The sequence below is a fragment of the Terriglobales bacterium genome, assembly GCA_035691485.1.
Classification (GTDB): domain Bacteria; phylum Acidobacteriota; class Terriglobia; order Terriglobales; family Acidobacteriaceae; genus JAIQGF01.
Genome location: DASSIZ010000048.1, coordinates 1 through 15,865, shown reverse-complemented (window position 1 = coordinate 15,865; position 15,865 = coordinate 1). Strand labels below are relative to the sequence as shown.

Below are 15,865 nucleotides of genomic sequence, written 5' to 3'. Positions count from 1 at the left end.
GGGCTTGCCCGCCAGGGCGTATTGAGCCAGCAGCAACTCGATCTTGCCAAGGCAAATTACGATTCGGCGGTGGCGGCCGTTTCCGCCGCCGACGCGCAAGTGACGCAGGCCGTCGCCCAGGTTGCGCAGCGCAAGGCTGCGGTCGAGGTCGCGCAAACCAATCTCGATCACACTTACATTTACGCGCCGATCGACGGCACCGTGGTCAATCGCGCCATCGACGTCGGCCAGACCGTGGCCGCCTCGCTGCAGGCCCCGACGCTGTTCACCATCGCCCAAGACCTCACCAAAATGCAGGTGTATACCAAGACCGACGAGAGCGACGTGGGGCAGATCCGCGTCGGCCAGAAAGTGTCGTTCAAGGTGGACGCTTTCCCGCGCGAGACCTTTAATGGAATGGTGTCGCAGATTCGCATGAACCCGACCACGGTGCAGAACGTGGTGACCTACGACACGATCATAGATTTCGACAATCCCGAGCTCAAACTTTTCCCGGGCATGACCGCCTATGTCACCATCCCGGTGGCAAGCGCGCATGACGTCGAGAAAGTTCCCAACGGCGCGCTGCGATATACGCCGGACATGAAACCCGACGAGCTTCGTGCCGTTCTGAAGGAAAACGGTATTGAGGCCGCTGGTGGACGCCGGCGAACCGAAACCAACGGCCAGGCGGCGGGCATTCAAGGCCAGGCTCCCGCTCAAACCGGCACACGGCCGCAGCCGAGCGGTCCCCAGGGCGCTCAGCGTATGAGTGGCAGCGGCGCGAATCGCGCGGGCCAGGGCGGCGAAATGCCCGGTGGTGGGGTCAAAATGCGGGAGAACGCTCCCGCCGACATCGGCATTGTCTGGAAGCAATTGCCGGACAAGACGCTGAAGCCGGTGCAGGTGCGCACCGGCATCACCGACCACACCGTCACTGAAGTGGTGCAAGTGCTGCATGGTGATCTTAAGGAAGGAGACGAGGTCATCATCGGCGCCAGCAAGAACGCCGCGCGGGGCGGCGCCGCTCCCGGCATGGGGGGCCGGCCCCCGGGACGGTGATCTTCGCAAGTCCGGTAAAGTCTAGAGTGACGCTTTAAGTTTCCGTGGAAACCACTGCCCAATCATCGACATCGAAGACGCCAAAAATGCCGGCAGCGGCCCCCGTCATTCACGTTGAGGATGTGCACAAGTACTACGACCTGGGCGAAGCGCGGGTGCACGCCCTGCGCGGCGTTTCAGTGGACATCGCTGCCGGCGAGTTCGTCGCCGTCATGGGCGCCAGCGGGGGCGGCAAGTCCACGTTCATGAACATCCTCGGCTGCCTCGACCGGCCCAGCAGCGGCCGCTATTTACTGGAGGGCACCGACGTCTCCAGCTTCAGCAAGCGCGAGCTGGCCGCCATCCGCAACCGCCAGATCGGTTTTGTCTTCCAGGGATTCAATCTGCTGTCGCGCACCACGGCGATGGAAAACGTCGAGTTGCCGACTCACTACGCCCGCATCCCGCGCGAGGAAGGCACGCGCCGCGCGCTCGCCGCCCTGGCCCAGGTGGGACTTTCCGACCGAGCTGACCACTTTCCCTCGCAGCTCTCCGGCGGACAGCAGCAGCGCGTCGCGATTGCGCGGGCACTGGTCAATCAGCCCACCATACTGCTCGCCGACGAGCCCACCGGCAATCTCGATAGCCGCACCGCGGTGGAGATCATGGACATCTTCCAGCGTCTGAACGAAGAGCGCGGCCTGACCATCGTGCTGGTGACGCACGAACCTGACATCGCCCAATTTGCCAAGCGCAATCTGGTCTTCCGCGACGGCAAGATCCGGCGTGATGAAGTGCTCTCCAACCGTCCCCGGGCGGGCGAAGTGCTGCAACACATGCCCGTGCTGGAAGACTAGAAGTTGTCTCACCAACAATCTAACCGCAATAGCATTGTTAACCTCAGGGGCTAAAGCCCGCATTGCGGCACGGCTGAATCCGTGCCCTTCCCTAAACCATGGTAGTTGCGCGCGAGCAAACACCGTGCTTCTTGTGTGCGCCGCCGTCTGCCATGGCCATGGGCCTTTCGGCTTATTGACAGAGTTCCTGGCCGGCAACATACTTTGACCGCTTCCTCCAAAGCTGATGAATGCTGGGAATTATGAGATTTGCCGCCAGGCTATCCCTGCCTTTCTTCGTTCTTATTTTTTCGACTTCGTTTGCCCTCGCCCAGGGCGCCAAGATTTCGGCCGATAATCCGTCGGAAAGCCAGCGTGATCGCCCGCGAGAGCGCGCCCGTTGGTTTATGCGCGGGCGGACGGTGGACGGCAAGCCGGGGGCCGAGCAGCTGCATCACGCCTATGACCAGAAGCTGAACAACCGGCGCATGCGGGCGCTCCCGCAAGCCCGAATCACGCAAAGCGCCAGCGGCACGAGCGCAGCCGCACCGCGTCCGGAATTTGTGACGGCCCCGGCCGGCAGTCCGCCCTGGAATTTTCTGGGCCCTGCGCCGACTGCCAGCGGGGCGTTCAACGATAACCAGCAGAATTACGGACCCGTGGTCGGCCGCGTCACCGCCGTCGTCGTAGACCAAGGCGATACCTCCGGAAACACCGTCTATATCGGCGGCGCGTCCGGCGGTGTTTGGAAGACCACCAATGCGGTAAGCGCGCCACGCGCCTGCGATGCCAAGGGTGTTTGCACTGCGCCTGTCACATGGACGCCGCTTACCGACGGCCAGGCGACGCTTACCGTCGGTTCCATCGCCATTCAGCCCGGCAACAGCAGCCTGGTCCTGGTTGGGACCGGCGAAGCGAACAATGCAGCAGACTCGTACTACGGGCTTGGCATCCTGCGCTCGACCGACGCTGGGAACAGCTGGTCTCTGATCAGCAGCGCGACCTGTCCCACATCGAACCCGGCCTGCCCCGCGTCGGGCACCGTGTCCTTCCACGGCTTGGGGTTTACCCGGATCGCCTTTAGCAGCGACAATCCGATGATTGTGGTGGCGACAGCGGCAGCGGCAAGCGCCGGCATTGGTGTCGGCGCCGAGACTGCGGACAGCAGTTGCCCTTCGTCGGCTCCATCCTGTCCGCGGGGCATTTACTACTCCACGGATGCCGGCCTGACCTGGACGCGCGCCAGCGTTTTGGATGGAACCGCGGCGCCTGACCCCGGCTCCGCCAATTCCGTTCTCTACAATTCTGTCGAGAAAAAGTTTTACGCCAACATCCGGTATCACGGTTTTTATGCTTCCGCCGACGGCGCCAATTGGACGCGGCTCGCAAATCAGCCCTCCGGCGTCTCCCTGGCCAACTGCCCAACCTCCCCGTTCAGCCGTTCCTGCCCGCTGTACCGCGCGGAAATGGCGATCGTGCCCGGCCGCGATGAGATGTACGTCTGGTTCTACAGCTCCACTGGCAGCGACCAGGGTATCTTTCAAACCCAGGATGGGGGTCAAAGCTGGACCCAAATTTCGACGATCGGCATCGATAGCTGTGGAGACTCCGCGGGCTGCGGTAACGGTACGGCGGGGCAGGGCACCTACAACCTCACACTTGCGGCCGTTCCCAACGGAGGAGCCACCGATCTTTATGCCGGCGGGGTTAACGAGTACAAGTGCACGCTGAATCCCGTCAGCAATCCGACGTGCGCGGCATCGCCATTTCTCAACCTCACGCACGTGTACGGCTGCTCGCCCGCCGGCATCATCGCCCATGTTCACCCCGATGAGCATGGAGTCGATTTCCTTGGAAATGACGTGACCGGCGCATTTTTTGCAGGGCATCCCAGCTTCAGCCCGCCTGTTTTTTTCGGCAATGACGGCGGCATCTACCGCGTGCAGCAGAGTTCATCGCTTGCCAGCGGGAACTGCCCGGCGTCTGGAACGCCGCCCAGCCCATTTGACAACCTGAATTCGTCGGCTGGGTTTTCCATGATCCAGTTTGTAGGCTTCTCCCACGCCGCCGCAGATTCGACCACCCTGGTCGGAGGTACGCAGGACAACGGCTCGCCCGCCGTAAGTAGCGCCTCGCCATCCAGCGGAAACTGGTTGTCGGTCAACAACGGTGATGGCGGCTTCACCGCCATCAATCCGTTCAACGCGAGCGAATGGTTCACCTCGAATCCGGCGCCGCTGACTTCGGGCGGCGGGATTCAGCGCTGCGCAACGGGCGCGTCGTGCACCTATCAGGGCTTCGTATCGGCTGTTACCCAGGACAAAATTGGCGGCGACGATTCTTCCTTCTACACTTTCTACACCCTTGACCCGCAGTCCTCCGGGCGCATGCTGGTGGCGTCCTGCCGGGTTTGGCGCGGCAACAGCGACGGCAGCGGCAGCGACTGGTCGGTCGCAAATTCCGGAGGCGTCCCGCTCAGCCAGAATTTTGATACCGGCATTACTGGAGCGGGCGCGACCTGCTCCGCCAGCACGCCATACTTTGTGAATACGATCGCAGCCGGCGGCCCCTGCAATGGAACTTGCGATCCCGGCATCACCCCCGCTTCCGGCACGGGCGGCGGCTCGCAAGTGGTTTGGGGGGGCATGGAAGGGATTGCCGACACCGCCAGCGCATCCGGCGTCTGCCCCAACAATCTGCCGTGCGGCGGCCAAGTCTGGGTGACGACGCAGGCCGATCTGGACATCAGCACCCATCCGAATAAATGGACCGAAGTCAGCGGCCTGGGCATCGGCTCCACTCCCGCGACGTCAGCCGCATGCACATCGACGCCGTCTGTTTGCAACATCAATCCGAAGCACTACACGGTCTCCGGCATCGCGCTCGACCCAAAGGACGCTTCGGGGCAAACCGCATATGTTACGGTGATGGGGTTCGGCGTCGGCCACGTCTTTAAGACCACGAACGGCGGCGCCACCTGGGCCAAGCTCGATGGTGACCCAAATTCGACCGGTCTTCCTGACGCGCCCGCCGACGCGGTGGTTGCCGACCCCAACGTTGCCAACCTGGTTTATGTCGGTACCGACGTCGGCGTCTTCAGCTCCAAGGGTGACGGTACCTGGACCGAACTTGGCCCCGCTTCGGGAGCAGGCTCGCTGCCCAACGTCGTCATCACGCAGCTGAAGATCTACAACAATCCCAGCGACCCCACGCCGCTCCGCCTGCGCGCTTCCACCTACGGACGGGGAGTTTGGGAGATTCCGATCAGCCCGGTGCCGGGTTACAGCATGACCGTTTCCAACCCGGTGCTGTTCTCGTTCTCGGGTCAGACTGCCACCTACAACGGCGCCATCACCACGTTCAACGGTTACTCTGATTCCATCAACATCACATGCACGGGAACTCTGCCCTCGACGTGTCCGAACTCCGGGAGTCCGGTGGTTGTGACAGCTCCAGCGACGAACGGCAATTTCAGCGTGACCGCGGGCAACGGCGCCGTCGGCGACTTCAGTTTCAAGCTCACCGCCGTAGGCAGCGACCCCAAAGGCCTGACACAGCAATCCGCGGTCATTCTGCACTCGGTCGATTTCAGCCTCGGCTCTGTCCCATCGTCTACGGTGGGCCAAGGCGATGCTGCCGACGTCGGTTTCAGCGTGAGCCCACTCGGTCAGTTCACCGGTGACATCACCCTCAGTTGTCCGTCGGGACTGCCCGCCGGCACCGCATGCACCTTCTCGCCCGCGGTCGTGAGCCTTACGCCGGGGGCATCGGCAATGGTGCGTCTGACCATTCCGACCGCGTCTTCAACTATTACCGGCAATTACACGGTGACCATTCGCGGAACCTCCACCATTGGTTCGGCGTCGCAGTTGCACTCTACGACGATGGCGCTCACTGTCAGTAGCGCATCCGCGCAGGCTTTTCAAATCTCGGCCGGCACCGCGTCGCCAGCCACACTCAAAGCAAGCCAGACGGTCACCGTGCCGCTCAGCATCAGTTCGCAAGGCTCCTATGCGGGAACGCTCGCACTCAGCTGCGTGCTGCCGGCTTCCGCCGGCTCTTCGTGCAATTTATCGCCGTCCAGCGTGACCCTCACGACCGGACAAACCATGCCTTCCACGCTGACGGTTAACACCACCGGCGCTGCCGCGGGAGTCCAGACCGTGACCGCCAATGCGCTTGACGTCAGCACCGCAGCCAGTGCCTCCACCACGGTCAGTTACTCCGTCATGGACTACTCCGTCGCGCTCGGCGTCCCGTCGCCGGTTGTCCCTTTCAACTCGACGACCGCCAGCATCACGGTCACGGCGCAGAACGGATACACCGGAAAGGTGAACATTGTCAGTTGCAATGTTGTGCCTGCTCCCCTGACCTGCTCCCCGGCTGCCAGCTCGCTTGACCTGACGACGGCTTCATCTGCTTCGACCAACGTCACCATTACGGCCCCGGCCAATACGCCCGCGGGAACATACACGGTGACGGTCAACACCAACGACGCTTCCCTCACCTCGCTCACCCATGCGCAGAGCGCGAACGTTACAGTGCAGGATTTCGGCACTCCGACGATCTGCAACAGCAACGCCAGCGGCTGCAGCTCGAGTGCGATTGTGACGGCCGGCAGCAGCGCCAAGTTCAATATCTCGGTGGCGGGCCTGGGTGGCTTCAACGGCGCCGTCAGCCTCTCCTGCACCAGCGGCGTACCGGCGCTCGCGACGTGTTCGTTCTCCGTCGATCCGGTCAACCCCGGCGGTTCCAGCACGCTGACGATTTCGACCACGGCGCCCAGCGTCGCCCAGCTGCAGCCGCCTGCCACCCGCCGCCCGGCTCCGCTCTATGCGCTCTGGCTTACCATGCCCGGCATCTTTGGAATAGGAATTGTCGGAAACGGTATGCGGCCGAGAGCGCGCCGCGGAAGAACTCTCTCCGTGACCGGGCTGGTCCTGCTGTTGGGAATCCTGCTCTCCCTGGCGGCTTGTGGCGGAGGCGGCGGCGGAAGCACCACGACGCCGCCGATACCGAAAGCAGGCACGCCCGCCGGCACTTACACCATCGTCGTCACCGGCAGCTCCGGCAGCGGCCCGACGGCCATCTCCCACAGCGCTAATATCACTTTGACGGTGAACTAACGGCGTTCGCTCATTCCGATGGACCGTGAGAATTCGCTTTCGGCGGCCGCTGGCGGAAGGGTGAAGTAAAACGTCGCGCCGCGTTCGACCGCGCCCTCGGCCCAAACCTCGCCGCCGTGGCGCTGCACGATGCGTTGCACCGTCGCCAGGCCGACGCCGGTACCGGGAAATTGCGACGATGCATGCAGCCGCTGGAACGGCTTGAACAGGTGCGACGCGCTCGCCGGATCGAAGCCGGCGCCGTCGTCTCTGATGAAGACTGCCAGTCCGGGGCCATGCTCGACGCATCCGAACTCGATCCTGGCCCGCTCGTGTCCCGAAGTGTACTTCCACGAATTGCGCAGCAGATTCTCCAGCAGGATCCGCAACAGCCGCGCGTCTGCCTGTACCGGGTTGCAATGGCCAACGATGAACTCAACGTTCCGTTCCGGATCGCTGCGCCTAATCTCGTAGGCGATCCGCGACACCAGCGTCGAGATGTCCGCCGCAGCCCTGACTTGCACCTTAATCAAGTCGGCCTACGCAGATGTACGAATCCCGGCGCTTACCATGTAAAGTACCTCAGTACCTCAGTGCGACAGTTGCCTGGAGTGGGCGTCGGGAGCTTTCACTCAGCTACTTAAGTACTCGGCACTAGGTACGCCCGTTGAGCCATGCCTGAAGACCGCTTCGACCTCGTCATTATCGGCGGCGGAATCGTCGGGCTCGCCACTGCGCTGGAAGTTACGCGCCGTTTCCCTGCCCTCCGACTCGCCGTGCTGGAGAAGGAAACCTCGGTCGCGGCACACCAGAGCGGCCACAACAGTGGCGTCATCCATTCCGGCCTCTACTATCGCCCGGGCTCTCAGAAGGCGAAGCTGTGCGTCGAAGGCGCCGCCGCCATGATTGCCTTCTGCCGCGAGCACGGCATCGCGCACGAGGTCTGCGGCAAAGTTGTCGTTGCCACGCGGGAGCGAGAACTTGCTGGGCTGGAAGAACTCGAGCGCCGCGGCAAGACGAATGGCGTTGCCGGCCTCGAAATGGTCGGTCCCGAGCGCCTGCGCGAACTGGAACCGCACGCGGCAGGGATCCGAGCCCTGCTCGTGCCCGCCACGGGAATCACGGACTACGCCGCTGTCACCCGCAAGTATGCGGAGCTGGTCACAGCGCAGAATGGGATGGTGCTGACGGGAACCGAAGTGGTGGGAATCGCGCGCAATCACGGAGAGGTTGTGATCGAGACCACGCGCGGCAACTACAAGGCGGGCTTCCTGGTCAACTGCGCAGGACTCTACAGCGACCGGATTGCTCGGATGGCAGGCGCGGAAACGGGCGTGCGGATCGTGCCCTTCCGCGGGGAGTACTACGAGATCGCAACGAGCAGGCGAAACCTGGTGCGGGGGCTTGTTTATCCCGTCCCGGATCCAGACTTGCCGTTCCTCGGCGTTCACTTGACGCGCCGGGTGGACGGCAGCATTGAAGCTGGGCCGAACGCGGTTCTAGCTTTGCGTCGAGAGGGATATCGCAAGACCGACATCAGCGTCTGGGAGCTTGCGGACACCGTGGCGTTCCCCGGGTTCTGGCGCATGGCGCGAAGATGGTGGCGAGTTGGCCTTGGGGAGTACTATCGCTCGCTCAGCAAGAACGCATTCCTGAAGGCGCTGCAGCGACTGGTTCCGGAACTTCGGTCCGCCGATCTCACTCGCGGCGGCAGCGGGGTGCGGGCCCAAGCCGTGGACCGCAGCGGCAAACTCATCGACGATTTCCGGTTCGCCGCCAGTGATCGCGCCGTGCACGTGCTCAATGTGCCGTCGCCGGCGGCCACGGCCTCGCTAGTCATTGGGCGCGAGATCGTCGACATGGCAACGCCTGGATTGAAGACAGTCCTTTGAGGCGGAAAAAAGCCGATCCGCTGCCTCAGTAACCGGAAGGCTGGTCGCGTGGGGGCCCATTCGGACTAAGCGGGTTGTACAGCCCGAGCTTGGTCAGGCGCAAGTTGGCGCGGGAGCAGATGGAGTGGAAATCGTTCTCCGGCACGGGAACGGGCTCCTCCTCCGGAATGACCACTTCGCGCACCTGGTGCTTGTCGGCGAGACGAGCGAGGTCGTCAACGCGGCCGAGGACCTTGGTTCCCCACACCCGCCGGCCCAGGTCTCCGCCGCCGTTGTTGTCGATAAGTCCCACGCAGCGGATATTGTGAAGCGCGAGGTAGGAAAGGGCCGCGTGCGTAAGCTCCGAAGTGCCGACCAGGAACACGCGCCGTTGGTCGAGATCGCGCGGGGTAAGGGCCTGCACAAGATCGCGAAAGCGGAAAAATGAGGAGCGTATCGCCGCCAGAAGCAGGAAGGAGAGCACTGCGTCCGCGGCAAATACCAGGCGGGAAAAGCCAGCGAAGTGATAAAAGCCGGTGAGCGCCAACACGGCGAGCAGTTCACCGGCCACCGTGGCTTCGAACAGACGATAGTAATCGTGCCGTGAGCCGCGCCACCAGGAGCGCCGGTACATGCCGAAGGCGGCCAGAACTACGAACTTGATGCCCAGCACAATCGGCCACGACTTCAGGAACGCAGCGGTTTCAGAAACCAAGCCGGGGCCGAACCGCAACAGGTAAACCGCGTAATAGGCAAGGGACACAGCGGCGGGATCGAGCACTACGGCAAGGATGTCGCGGCTGAAGACGCGGCGAACCAGACCGACAGGTTCATGCGATTGAGAGTGGTACTCCTCGTTGGGCTGAAACAAGTGGATGCCGAATACCAGCAGGAACAGGAACCAGGCGCCGATCAGGCCGAGCGCGTATGTGTAGGTAATGCGATGAAGCAGGAGAGCAACGCCGCCGGAAATGGCCGACAAACCATACAGCAGCACGACCGCACCGCGCTCATTCAGGCCAAGTCTCACCAGGCGGTGAGAACTGTGATCTGTTCCACCCTGACAGATTGGCTGGCCACGCATTCGCCGGGTCACGGAAACAAAAAAAGTGTCGAACAGGGGAATGGCGAAAACCAGCACTGGAACAAAGACGAATGCGGAAAGGCCCGACAGGTGCGTAACCTGGAGCAACGAGCAGCTACCCAGGAGAAAGCCGATGAACAGGCTGCCGGTATCTCCCATGAAAATCCGCGCCGGCTTGACGTTGAAAACGAGGAAGGCGGCGGTGGCCCCTCCGAAAACTGCGAGCAGCACGACCGACTGGACGAGGCCGGAATGAAAGTAGAAGACGGCAAGATAAAAGGAGGAAATCAGCGCGATGCCGGCGGATAAGCCATCCATGTTGTCGAGCAGGTTGATGGCATTGGTCATGCCAACAATCCACACGATGGTGACGATGAAATTGAACAGGAACTCCTGGCGAAGCGGGTAAACCACGCCGGAGGAAGCCAGGGCGGCAGCAGCGGCGATCTGCGCCAGCAATTTCATGCGCGGACGCAAGCCGTAAATGTCGTCGAGCAGACCGACCAGGAACATCAGGGATGAAAACCCGATGACGCGCCAAGCCACAGCGTTTCGGAAGGGCACGAACAGCGCTGCCACCAGGACAAAGCTGGCCCACAGCGGCACTCCGCCGAACAGGCAGGGGGCACCCCGATGCCAGCGGTCTTCCCGGGGACGCGCCACCCAGCCCTTCTTACGGCAGAGGTAGATGGTAATCGGCACCAGGCAAGCAGCACAGACAAATGCCAGTCCGAACGCACTCAGAATTTCAATGAATGTCTCCCAAAACCCACGCTGCGACCACAGCGTCTCTAACATCTAACGTCTCTCCAGAGTGCTCACTCGGCGGTAATGAGATTGGAAACCGCGGGTGCGCGAGCCGACTTACCGGCCAGCGGTTCGGCTACAGCTGCCACGATATCGGCCAAGGTTTTCGTTGGTCGGTATCCAATCAGCTGGTGAATCTTGGACAAGTCCGGGACCCGGCGCATCATGTCCTCGAAACCGCTGCCGTATGCCTCTTCATAGGACAGGAACTCGACTGCGGATTCGGAGCCGGTGACAACGGTGACGACTTCGGCCAATTCCGCAATGCTGACCTCCTCGTCGGAACCGATGTTAAAGATCTCGCCTTCCGCTTTGGGCTCCTCGACCAGCCGGACAAGCGCCTTGACAACATCGCCCACCCACCCGAAGCAGCGCGTCTGGGTGCCGTCACCGTAAACTGTGATCGGCAATCCGGACAGGGCCTGCTGGACGAAGCGCGGCAGTACCATCCCATAATGGCCGGTCTGCCGGGGACCCACAGTGTTAAACAGACGCACAATGACGACCGGAAGGTTGCGTTCGCGGTTATAGGCGATGGCCAGAAATTCATCGATGGCCTTAGAACAGGCGTAACTCCAGCGGCCGCGGACCGGGGGGCCCATCACCAGGTCGTCGTCTTCCTGAAACGGAATCTTGTTGGATTTGCCGTAGACTTCGGAGGTGGAAGTGATGAGAACTTTTCTCTTCTTCTTCGCCGCGGTTTCCAGGACCAACTCCGTTGCCCGGACGTTGGTGTTCAGTGTACGCACCGGGGATTCCACGATCAGGCGCACCCCGACGGCAGCCGCAAGGTGGAAAACGACGTCGCACTCGTCGACCAGCTCCGCCAGCAAGGAGCGATTCATCACCGTGTCGATGACATAGTGAAAATGAGGATTCGCCTTCAGGTGCCGAATATTGCTGATGGAACCGGTAGAAAGGTCATCCAGGATGGTTACGTCAAAGCCTTTGGCAATCAGCGCGTCGCAGAGATGAGAACCGATGAAGCCTGCGCCGCCAGTTATAAAAGCCCGCATCCAGTACTCCTTTTGCAGGAATCCCATGCAGCCATAACCGGCGCTGCGATTAATGTGCCTCAGCTTCGTGGGACGCGAAACTATTGAACCATAAATACATGCAGAAATTTGGTTATAACAGCTGCATCCTGCAAATTCAAGGTTTATACCTTAACGACCTTGGCACAACATGGTCAACACGTTCCAGAAGTGAATGAACTATAGATGCACTCAATCGGTTCTTTCGATGTTGGATTCGCCTTAACCATAATCTTATTTCGATGCAGGCAAAGAGGCAGGCATGCGGACCCGCGCGAATGCGGATCGATCTCACTGCTGTTGCGCCGCCAAGGCTTTCGACGAAGGTATTAAGGCTTTCGCTTGCGCCAGATCACGATAGAGGCACTCCAGATCGTCGGCCAGGCGCAAGTGAGAGAAGCGTTGCAAGACGAAGGCGCGGCCGGCGGCTCCCATAGAGGAACAAAGTTCAGCTTGGGAAATAAGAAACTGGACGGCGCGCGAAAGAACTTGAGGGTCTATCGGCGCCAGGATTCCGTTCTCGAAGATCTCAAATCCATCGGCATGCTTGCGTCCGGAACCCAAAACTAAGTCACGAACTCCGCCTACATCAGTGGCGACGAAAGCCTTGCCGGACGCCATTGCCTCCAGCAAAGCGACCGGCGTACCTTCATTGCGCGAGGTCAGCAGCACCAAGTCCAATTCCGCGTATACCGCCGGCATGTCTTGTCGGCAACCGAGCAGCTCGACCACCTGGCCGAGGCCCGCCTCCGCAATCCGCACTTGCAACGCGCTGCGGACGTCACCATCACCGACCAGAACGAAACGGGCTGCCGGACAAGAATTGTGGATGATGGCGGCAATGTCGATCATCATTTCCGGCTGCTTGATGGCGGTCAGACGGCCCACCCAGCCGATCAAGGGCCCGGAAGTGGCCCCTAGCGACGAGCGAAGGCCGCCGGCGTTCTTCGGGTGATGCAAGAACGTTTCCAGATCCAGCCCCAAGGGTAGCGTCAGGACCTTTTCGGCAGGCGCAATGCGATACAGCTCGACCAGGTCGTATCGTTGTGAATCGCTGATCGCGACGATGCAGTCGGTGTGACGGGCGAGGAACCGTTCGATCGCAATGAAGAAGCGGGTGAGCAGCGGGGAAAAATAGCCTTGAAAGACGTGCCCGTGGAAGGTGTGCACTCGCACCGGCACGCCCGTGATCATGGCGGCAACACGGCCCAGCGCGCCGGCTTTGGCGGTGTGAGTGTGAACAACGGTCGGCCGCTCGCGACGGAAGATGCGCACCAGCCGCCACAACGAAACCATGTCATTGAGAAAAGAAATGCGCCGCGACATGGTCGAGATACGGATCGGCTCGACCCCTTTTTCACTCGCCATGTAATCCATGCTGTTTTCGCCGGGAGCAACGTGGCCGGTCAGCAGCAGGGCGCGAAAGCCGCGGCTGCGAAACAGCTGGGTCATTAGAATTGCCTGAATGGCGGGTCCGCCGACATTTAGTCGTGCAATGACGCGGGCGATCGCAAACTTCGAGGGTTCGGGCACAGGCTAACTCTGGGCGGCGGCCCTGGCGGAGCCGGGGACGCGCGCGGAAGCGGTTGCGATGGCGCGCAGGTAGAACTCAACATGCGCGCGAACCATCGTGTCGATCGAAAAGCATTGAAGCGCACGCTGGCGTCCCTGTTCTCCCATCGAGGCGCGCAGTCCGGCATCCCCGGCCAACCTTGTAAGGGCAACTGCCAGCACATCGGGGGCGCACGCCGGAACCAGAATGCCGCTCACGCCGTCCACCACAGCTTCCATGTTCCCGCCTACCGCCGTCGCAATCACCGGCCTGCCGGAAGCCATCGCTTCCAAGACAACGTTGGAAAAGCCTTCCGTATCCGAGGCGCTGACGAAAACATCCAGCGCCGCGAACATCGTTTCCGGAGGTACCTCATTTTCAACGATGCGACAAACGCTTTGCAAGCCGAGGGTCGCGATGCGCCGGCGCACTGCGGCGAGAGTGCCGGAATCATTGCCTGCAAGGAAACTGCGAAGGTTGGGATTCGTCGTTGAGACCCGCGCGAACGCTTCGACAAAATCGAGGTGCCGCTTGCACGCGCGGAAATTCGCGATCATCCCGAACACCACGTTTTCCGCGGACCAGCCCATTTGCGAGCGCCAATCCCTCGCCCGCCCGGGATGGAACTTTTCAGTATCGACGCCGTTGTAGAGGGTAACGACACGGGCGGGCGAGCAGCCGTCGCGGCAAATATCTTCCGCGACCGCGTTGCTGTTGCCGACCTTCCAGTCGGCAGCGCGGGTCGCGAGCCGATCGAACAACGCGGCCGGACCGCGCGGACGATAGTGAGCGGAAAGAGAGCGGCGGGCGGCGATAATGACCGGAACGCCGGCCATCCTGGCGGCCGTTCCCGCAAGAATCGTAGGCGCGGGAAGAAATGCATGCAGCATCTCCGTGCGCCACAACCGGAAGCACCGGCGCATACGCCACACAGCGGTGAAAAAGGAGAGCGAGCGGCGCAACCAGCGGACATTCCCGCCGCTCGGCATGGCCAGGTCCAAGACGTGAACAACCAGCCCCGAGGCGCGTTGCGCGCGCCGGCCGTCGAGGAGAACCAGCGACGGCTCAAATCGCGACCGGTCGAGGCGCCGGAGCAATTCGAGCAGCTGGCGCTCGGCTCCCCCATCCTCGAGCGACGGTATTGCGTAGACGATTCTGATGGGTTGTGGCATCAGGAAGAGGACGGCTGCGAAAGCCTGTTGATACGGCGCTTCAACTTCAGCGCCGTACGATGTAGCACGGCATAAGCTGAATCGCCAAAGTTTTCCCTGCGGCTGCTGAAGGCAGCGACCACGGACTGAAAATCGCCTATGCGAGGGCGGAACCGCAGCACGTCGGAGGCAAAGCGCTTGAGGCGGCGATCCGTCCACGGATTCACGTGATAGCACACCGTCCAGACACCGAACGGCATCGAGCGGAAACGCCAGAACTGCTGCGGCACCCAGGTCAAGGCATGTATGTCGCGGTAAGGAGCGGTAGCGAAACCGTCGCTGATGAGCTGGATTCCAAGTTTCGCGAGGGCGCGCAGAGTTTCGCCGTCGAACGAATGAGCCGGTGCGACCCATACCTGCGGCTTCACATTTTCGCGGCGGAAGATCTCCAGCCCGGCTTGAAGTTTGCCGAATTGCTGGTCATAGGACAAGCCGGCGAACTCGCTGCGTGCCTGGATGCCCAACAAACCCGGATCGGCAGTCACGAAGGCGTGCTGATACCCGTGCATTCCGATTGTCCAGCCGCGGGCCTGCCAATCACGGACGCGATCCCAGAAGCGTTCGTCAGCAGGACCGGCTTGCAGCTTGGGGTCACGATTGTCCGGCACCACGGCCAGGATGGGAGCGATTCCCTGCTCGACGAGGATCGACTCGACCTGCTCCCACACCGGCCAATTCATGGTCGGACAGATGTCGTCGAAGCGCACCAGGTAGATGGCGGACATGACAATTCGTGTAGTTGGAGCAATGCTCCCGGGTGCTATGAAACGCACCGGGAGCTACCCTGGATCACTCGACAGGTGCTGACTGTCGAAAACGGAGCAGCAGCGCGCGCTCCTCGGGAGCAAGAAACACATACCAGGTGCTGGCGGCGAATATCGCACCCATGACACAGGCCAACGCTATGCGTGCCACCAGCGTTCCGGGCAGGGTGGCAAAGTAAAACGCCAGCAAAGCGAGCAGAGAACCCGCTGCCATTCTTGACGGCGCTCCGGCCGGAATCGGGACCATCCGAGCGGCAAAAACGAAGAGAAGAATTGCGTCGAGAGAAACGCGAGCGGTCCAGGCCACGGCCGCGCCGTCAATTCCATGCGAGCGGACCGCCCACCACAGGCCTGCGACGTACAGCGGAAATTCGATCATATGCAGCTTGGCGGTGACATCGGGGCGGCCCGCCGCCTGGATCAGCGCCAGCGGAACATGAGCAAGACAACTGACGAACACGCCCACCGCCAGCCAGCGCAGCACCAGGGTACTGTGAACCATGAAGGCGTCGCCCAGCCAAAGCCGCAAGCCTTCTGGAGCCAAGGCGAGGATCGCAAGCGTAATCGGGCACACCACCAGG

The 15,865-nt window shown here is 61.8% G+C and carries 11 protein-coding genes; 4 read left to right on the top strand and 7 right to left on the bottom strand.

The features are described 5' to 3' along the window. The 3 genes from VFI82_06175 to VFI82_06165 all read left to right on the top strand — a co-directional run. Window positions 1–1,041: efflux RND transporter periplasmic adaptor subunit (locus VFI82_06175; protein ID HET7184252.1), on the top strand; the 1,041-nt coding region annotated here is incomplete at its 5' end. Window positions 1,042–1,127: 86 nt separating this feature from the next. Then, window positions 1,128–1,877, top strand: coding sequence for an ABC transporter ATP-binding protein (locus VFI82_06170; GenBank protein HET7184251.1), 750 nt, complete (start codon window positions 1,128–1,130; stop codon window positions 1,875–1,877). A 242-nt stretch (window positions 1,878–2,119) separates the two neighbouring features. Then, entirely contained in the window at window positions 2,120–6,982 is a 4,863-nt protein-coding gene (locus VFI82_06165) for a hypothetical protein (GenBank protein ID HET7184250.1), read from the top strand. Here VFI82_06165 and VFI82_06160 read toward each other — a convergent pair. Continuing rightward, window positions 6,979–7,485, bottom strand: coding sequence for an ATP-binding protein (locus VFI82_06160; GenBank protein HET7184249.1), 507 nt, complete (start codon window positions 7,483–7,485; stop codon window positions 6,979–6,981). The two genes, VFI82_06165 and VFI82_06160, sit on opposite strands and share 4 nt — an antisense overlap. 150 nt (window positions 7,486–7,635) lie before the next feature. On the opposite strand from VFI82_06160, the gene lhgO reads away from it, so the two are divergent. Next, the gene (lhgO, locus tag VFI82_06155) at window positions 7,636–8,853 is read left to right on the top strand and encodes an L-2-hydroxyglutarate oxidase (protein HET7184248.1); all 1,218 of its coding nucleotides are present in this window, start codon (window positions 7,636–7,638) and stop codon (window positions 8,851–8,853) included. A 25-nt stretch (window positions 8,854–8,878) separates the two neighbouring features. Here lhgO and VFI82_06150 read toward each other — a convergent pair whose 3' ends face one another. The 6 genes from VFI82_06150 to VFI82_06125 all read right to left on the bottom strand — a co-directional run. Next, window positions 8,879–10,714, bottom strand: a complete 1,836-nt coding sequence (locus VFI82_06150; GenBank protein ID HET7184247.1) for a hypothetical protein — start codon at window positions 10,712–10,714, stop codon at window positions 8,879–8,881. A 20-nt stretch (window positions 10,715–10,734) separates the two neighbouring features. Further along, window positions 10,735–11,739, bottom strand: coding sequence for a GDP-mannose 4,6-dehydratase (locus VFI82_06145; protein HET7184246.1), 1,005 nt, complete (start codon window positions 11,737–11,739; stop codon window positions 10,735–10,737). A 309-nt stretch (window positions 11,740–12,048) separates the two neighbouring features. After that, window positions 12,049–13,290, bottom strand: a complete 1,242-nt coding sequence (locus VFI82_06140; GenBank protein ID HET7184245.1) for a glycosyltransferase family 4 protein — start codon at window positions 13,288–13,290, stop codon at window positions 12,049–12,051. A gap of 3 nt (window positions 13,291–13,293) precedes the next feature. After that, complete coding sequence (locus tag VFI82_06135) at window positions 13,294–14,481, bottom strand: glycosyltransferase (protein ID HET7184244.1); 1,188 nt, start codon at window positions 14,479–14,481, stop codon at window positions 13,294–13,296. After that, window positions 14,481–15,245, bottom strand: coding sequence for a DUF2334 domain-containing protein (locus VFI82_06130; protein ID HET7184243.1), 765 nt, complete (start codon window positions 15,243–15,245; stop codon window positions 14,481–14,483). Before VFI82_06130 ends, VFI82_06135 begins: the two co-directional genes overlap by 1 nt. 64 nt (window positions 15,246–15,309) lie before the next feature. Beyond that, on the bottom strand, window positions 15,310–15,865 hold a 556-nt coding region (locus tag VFI82_06125), incomplete at its 5' end, for a polysaccharide biosynthesis C-terminal domain-containing protein (GenBank protein HET7184242.1).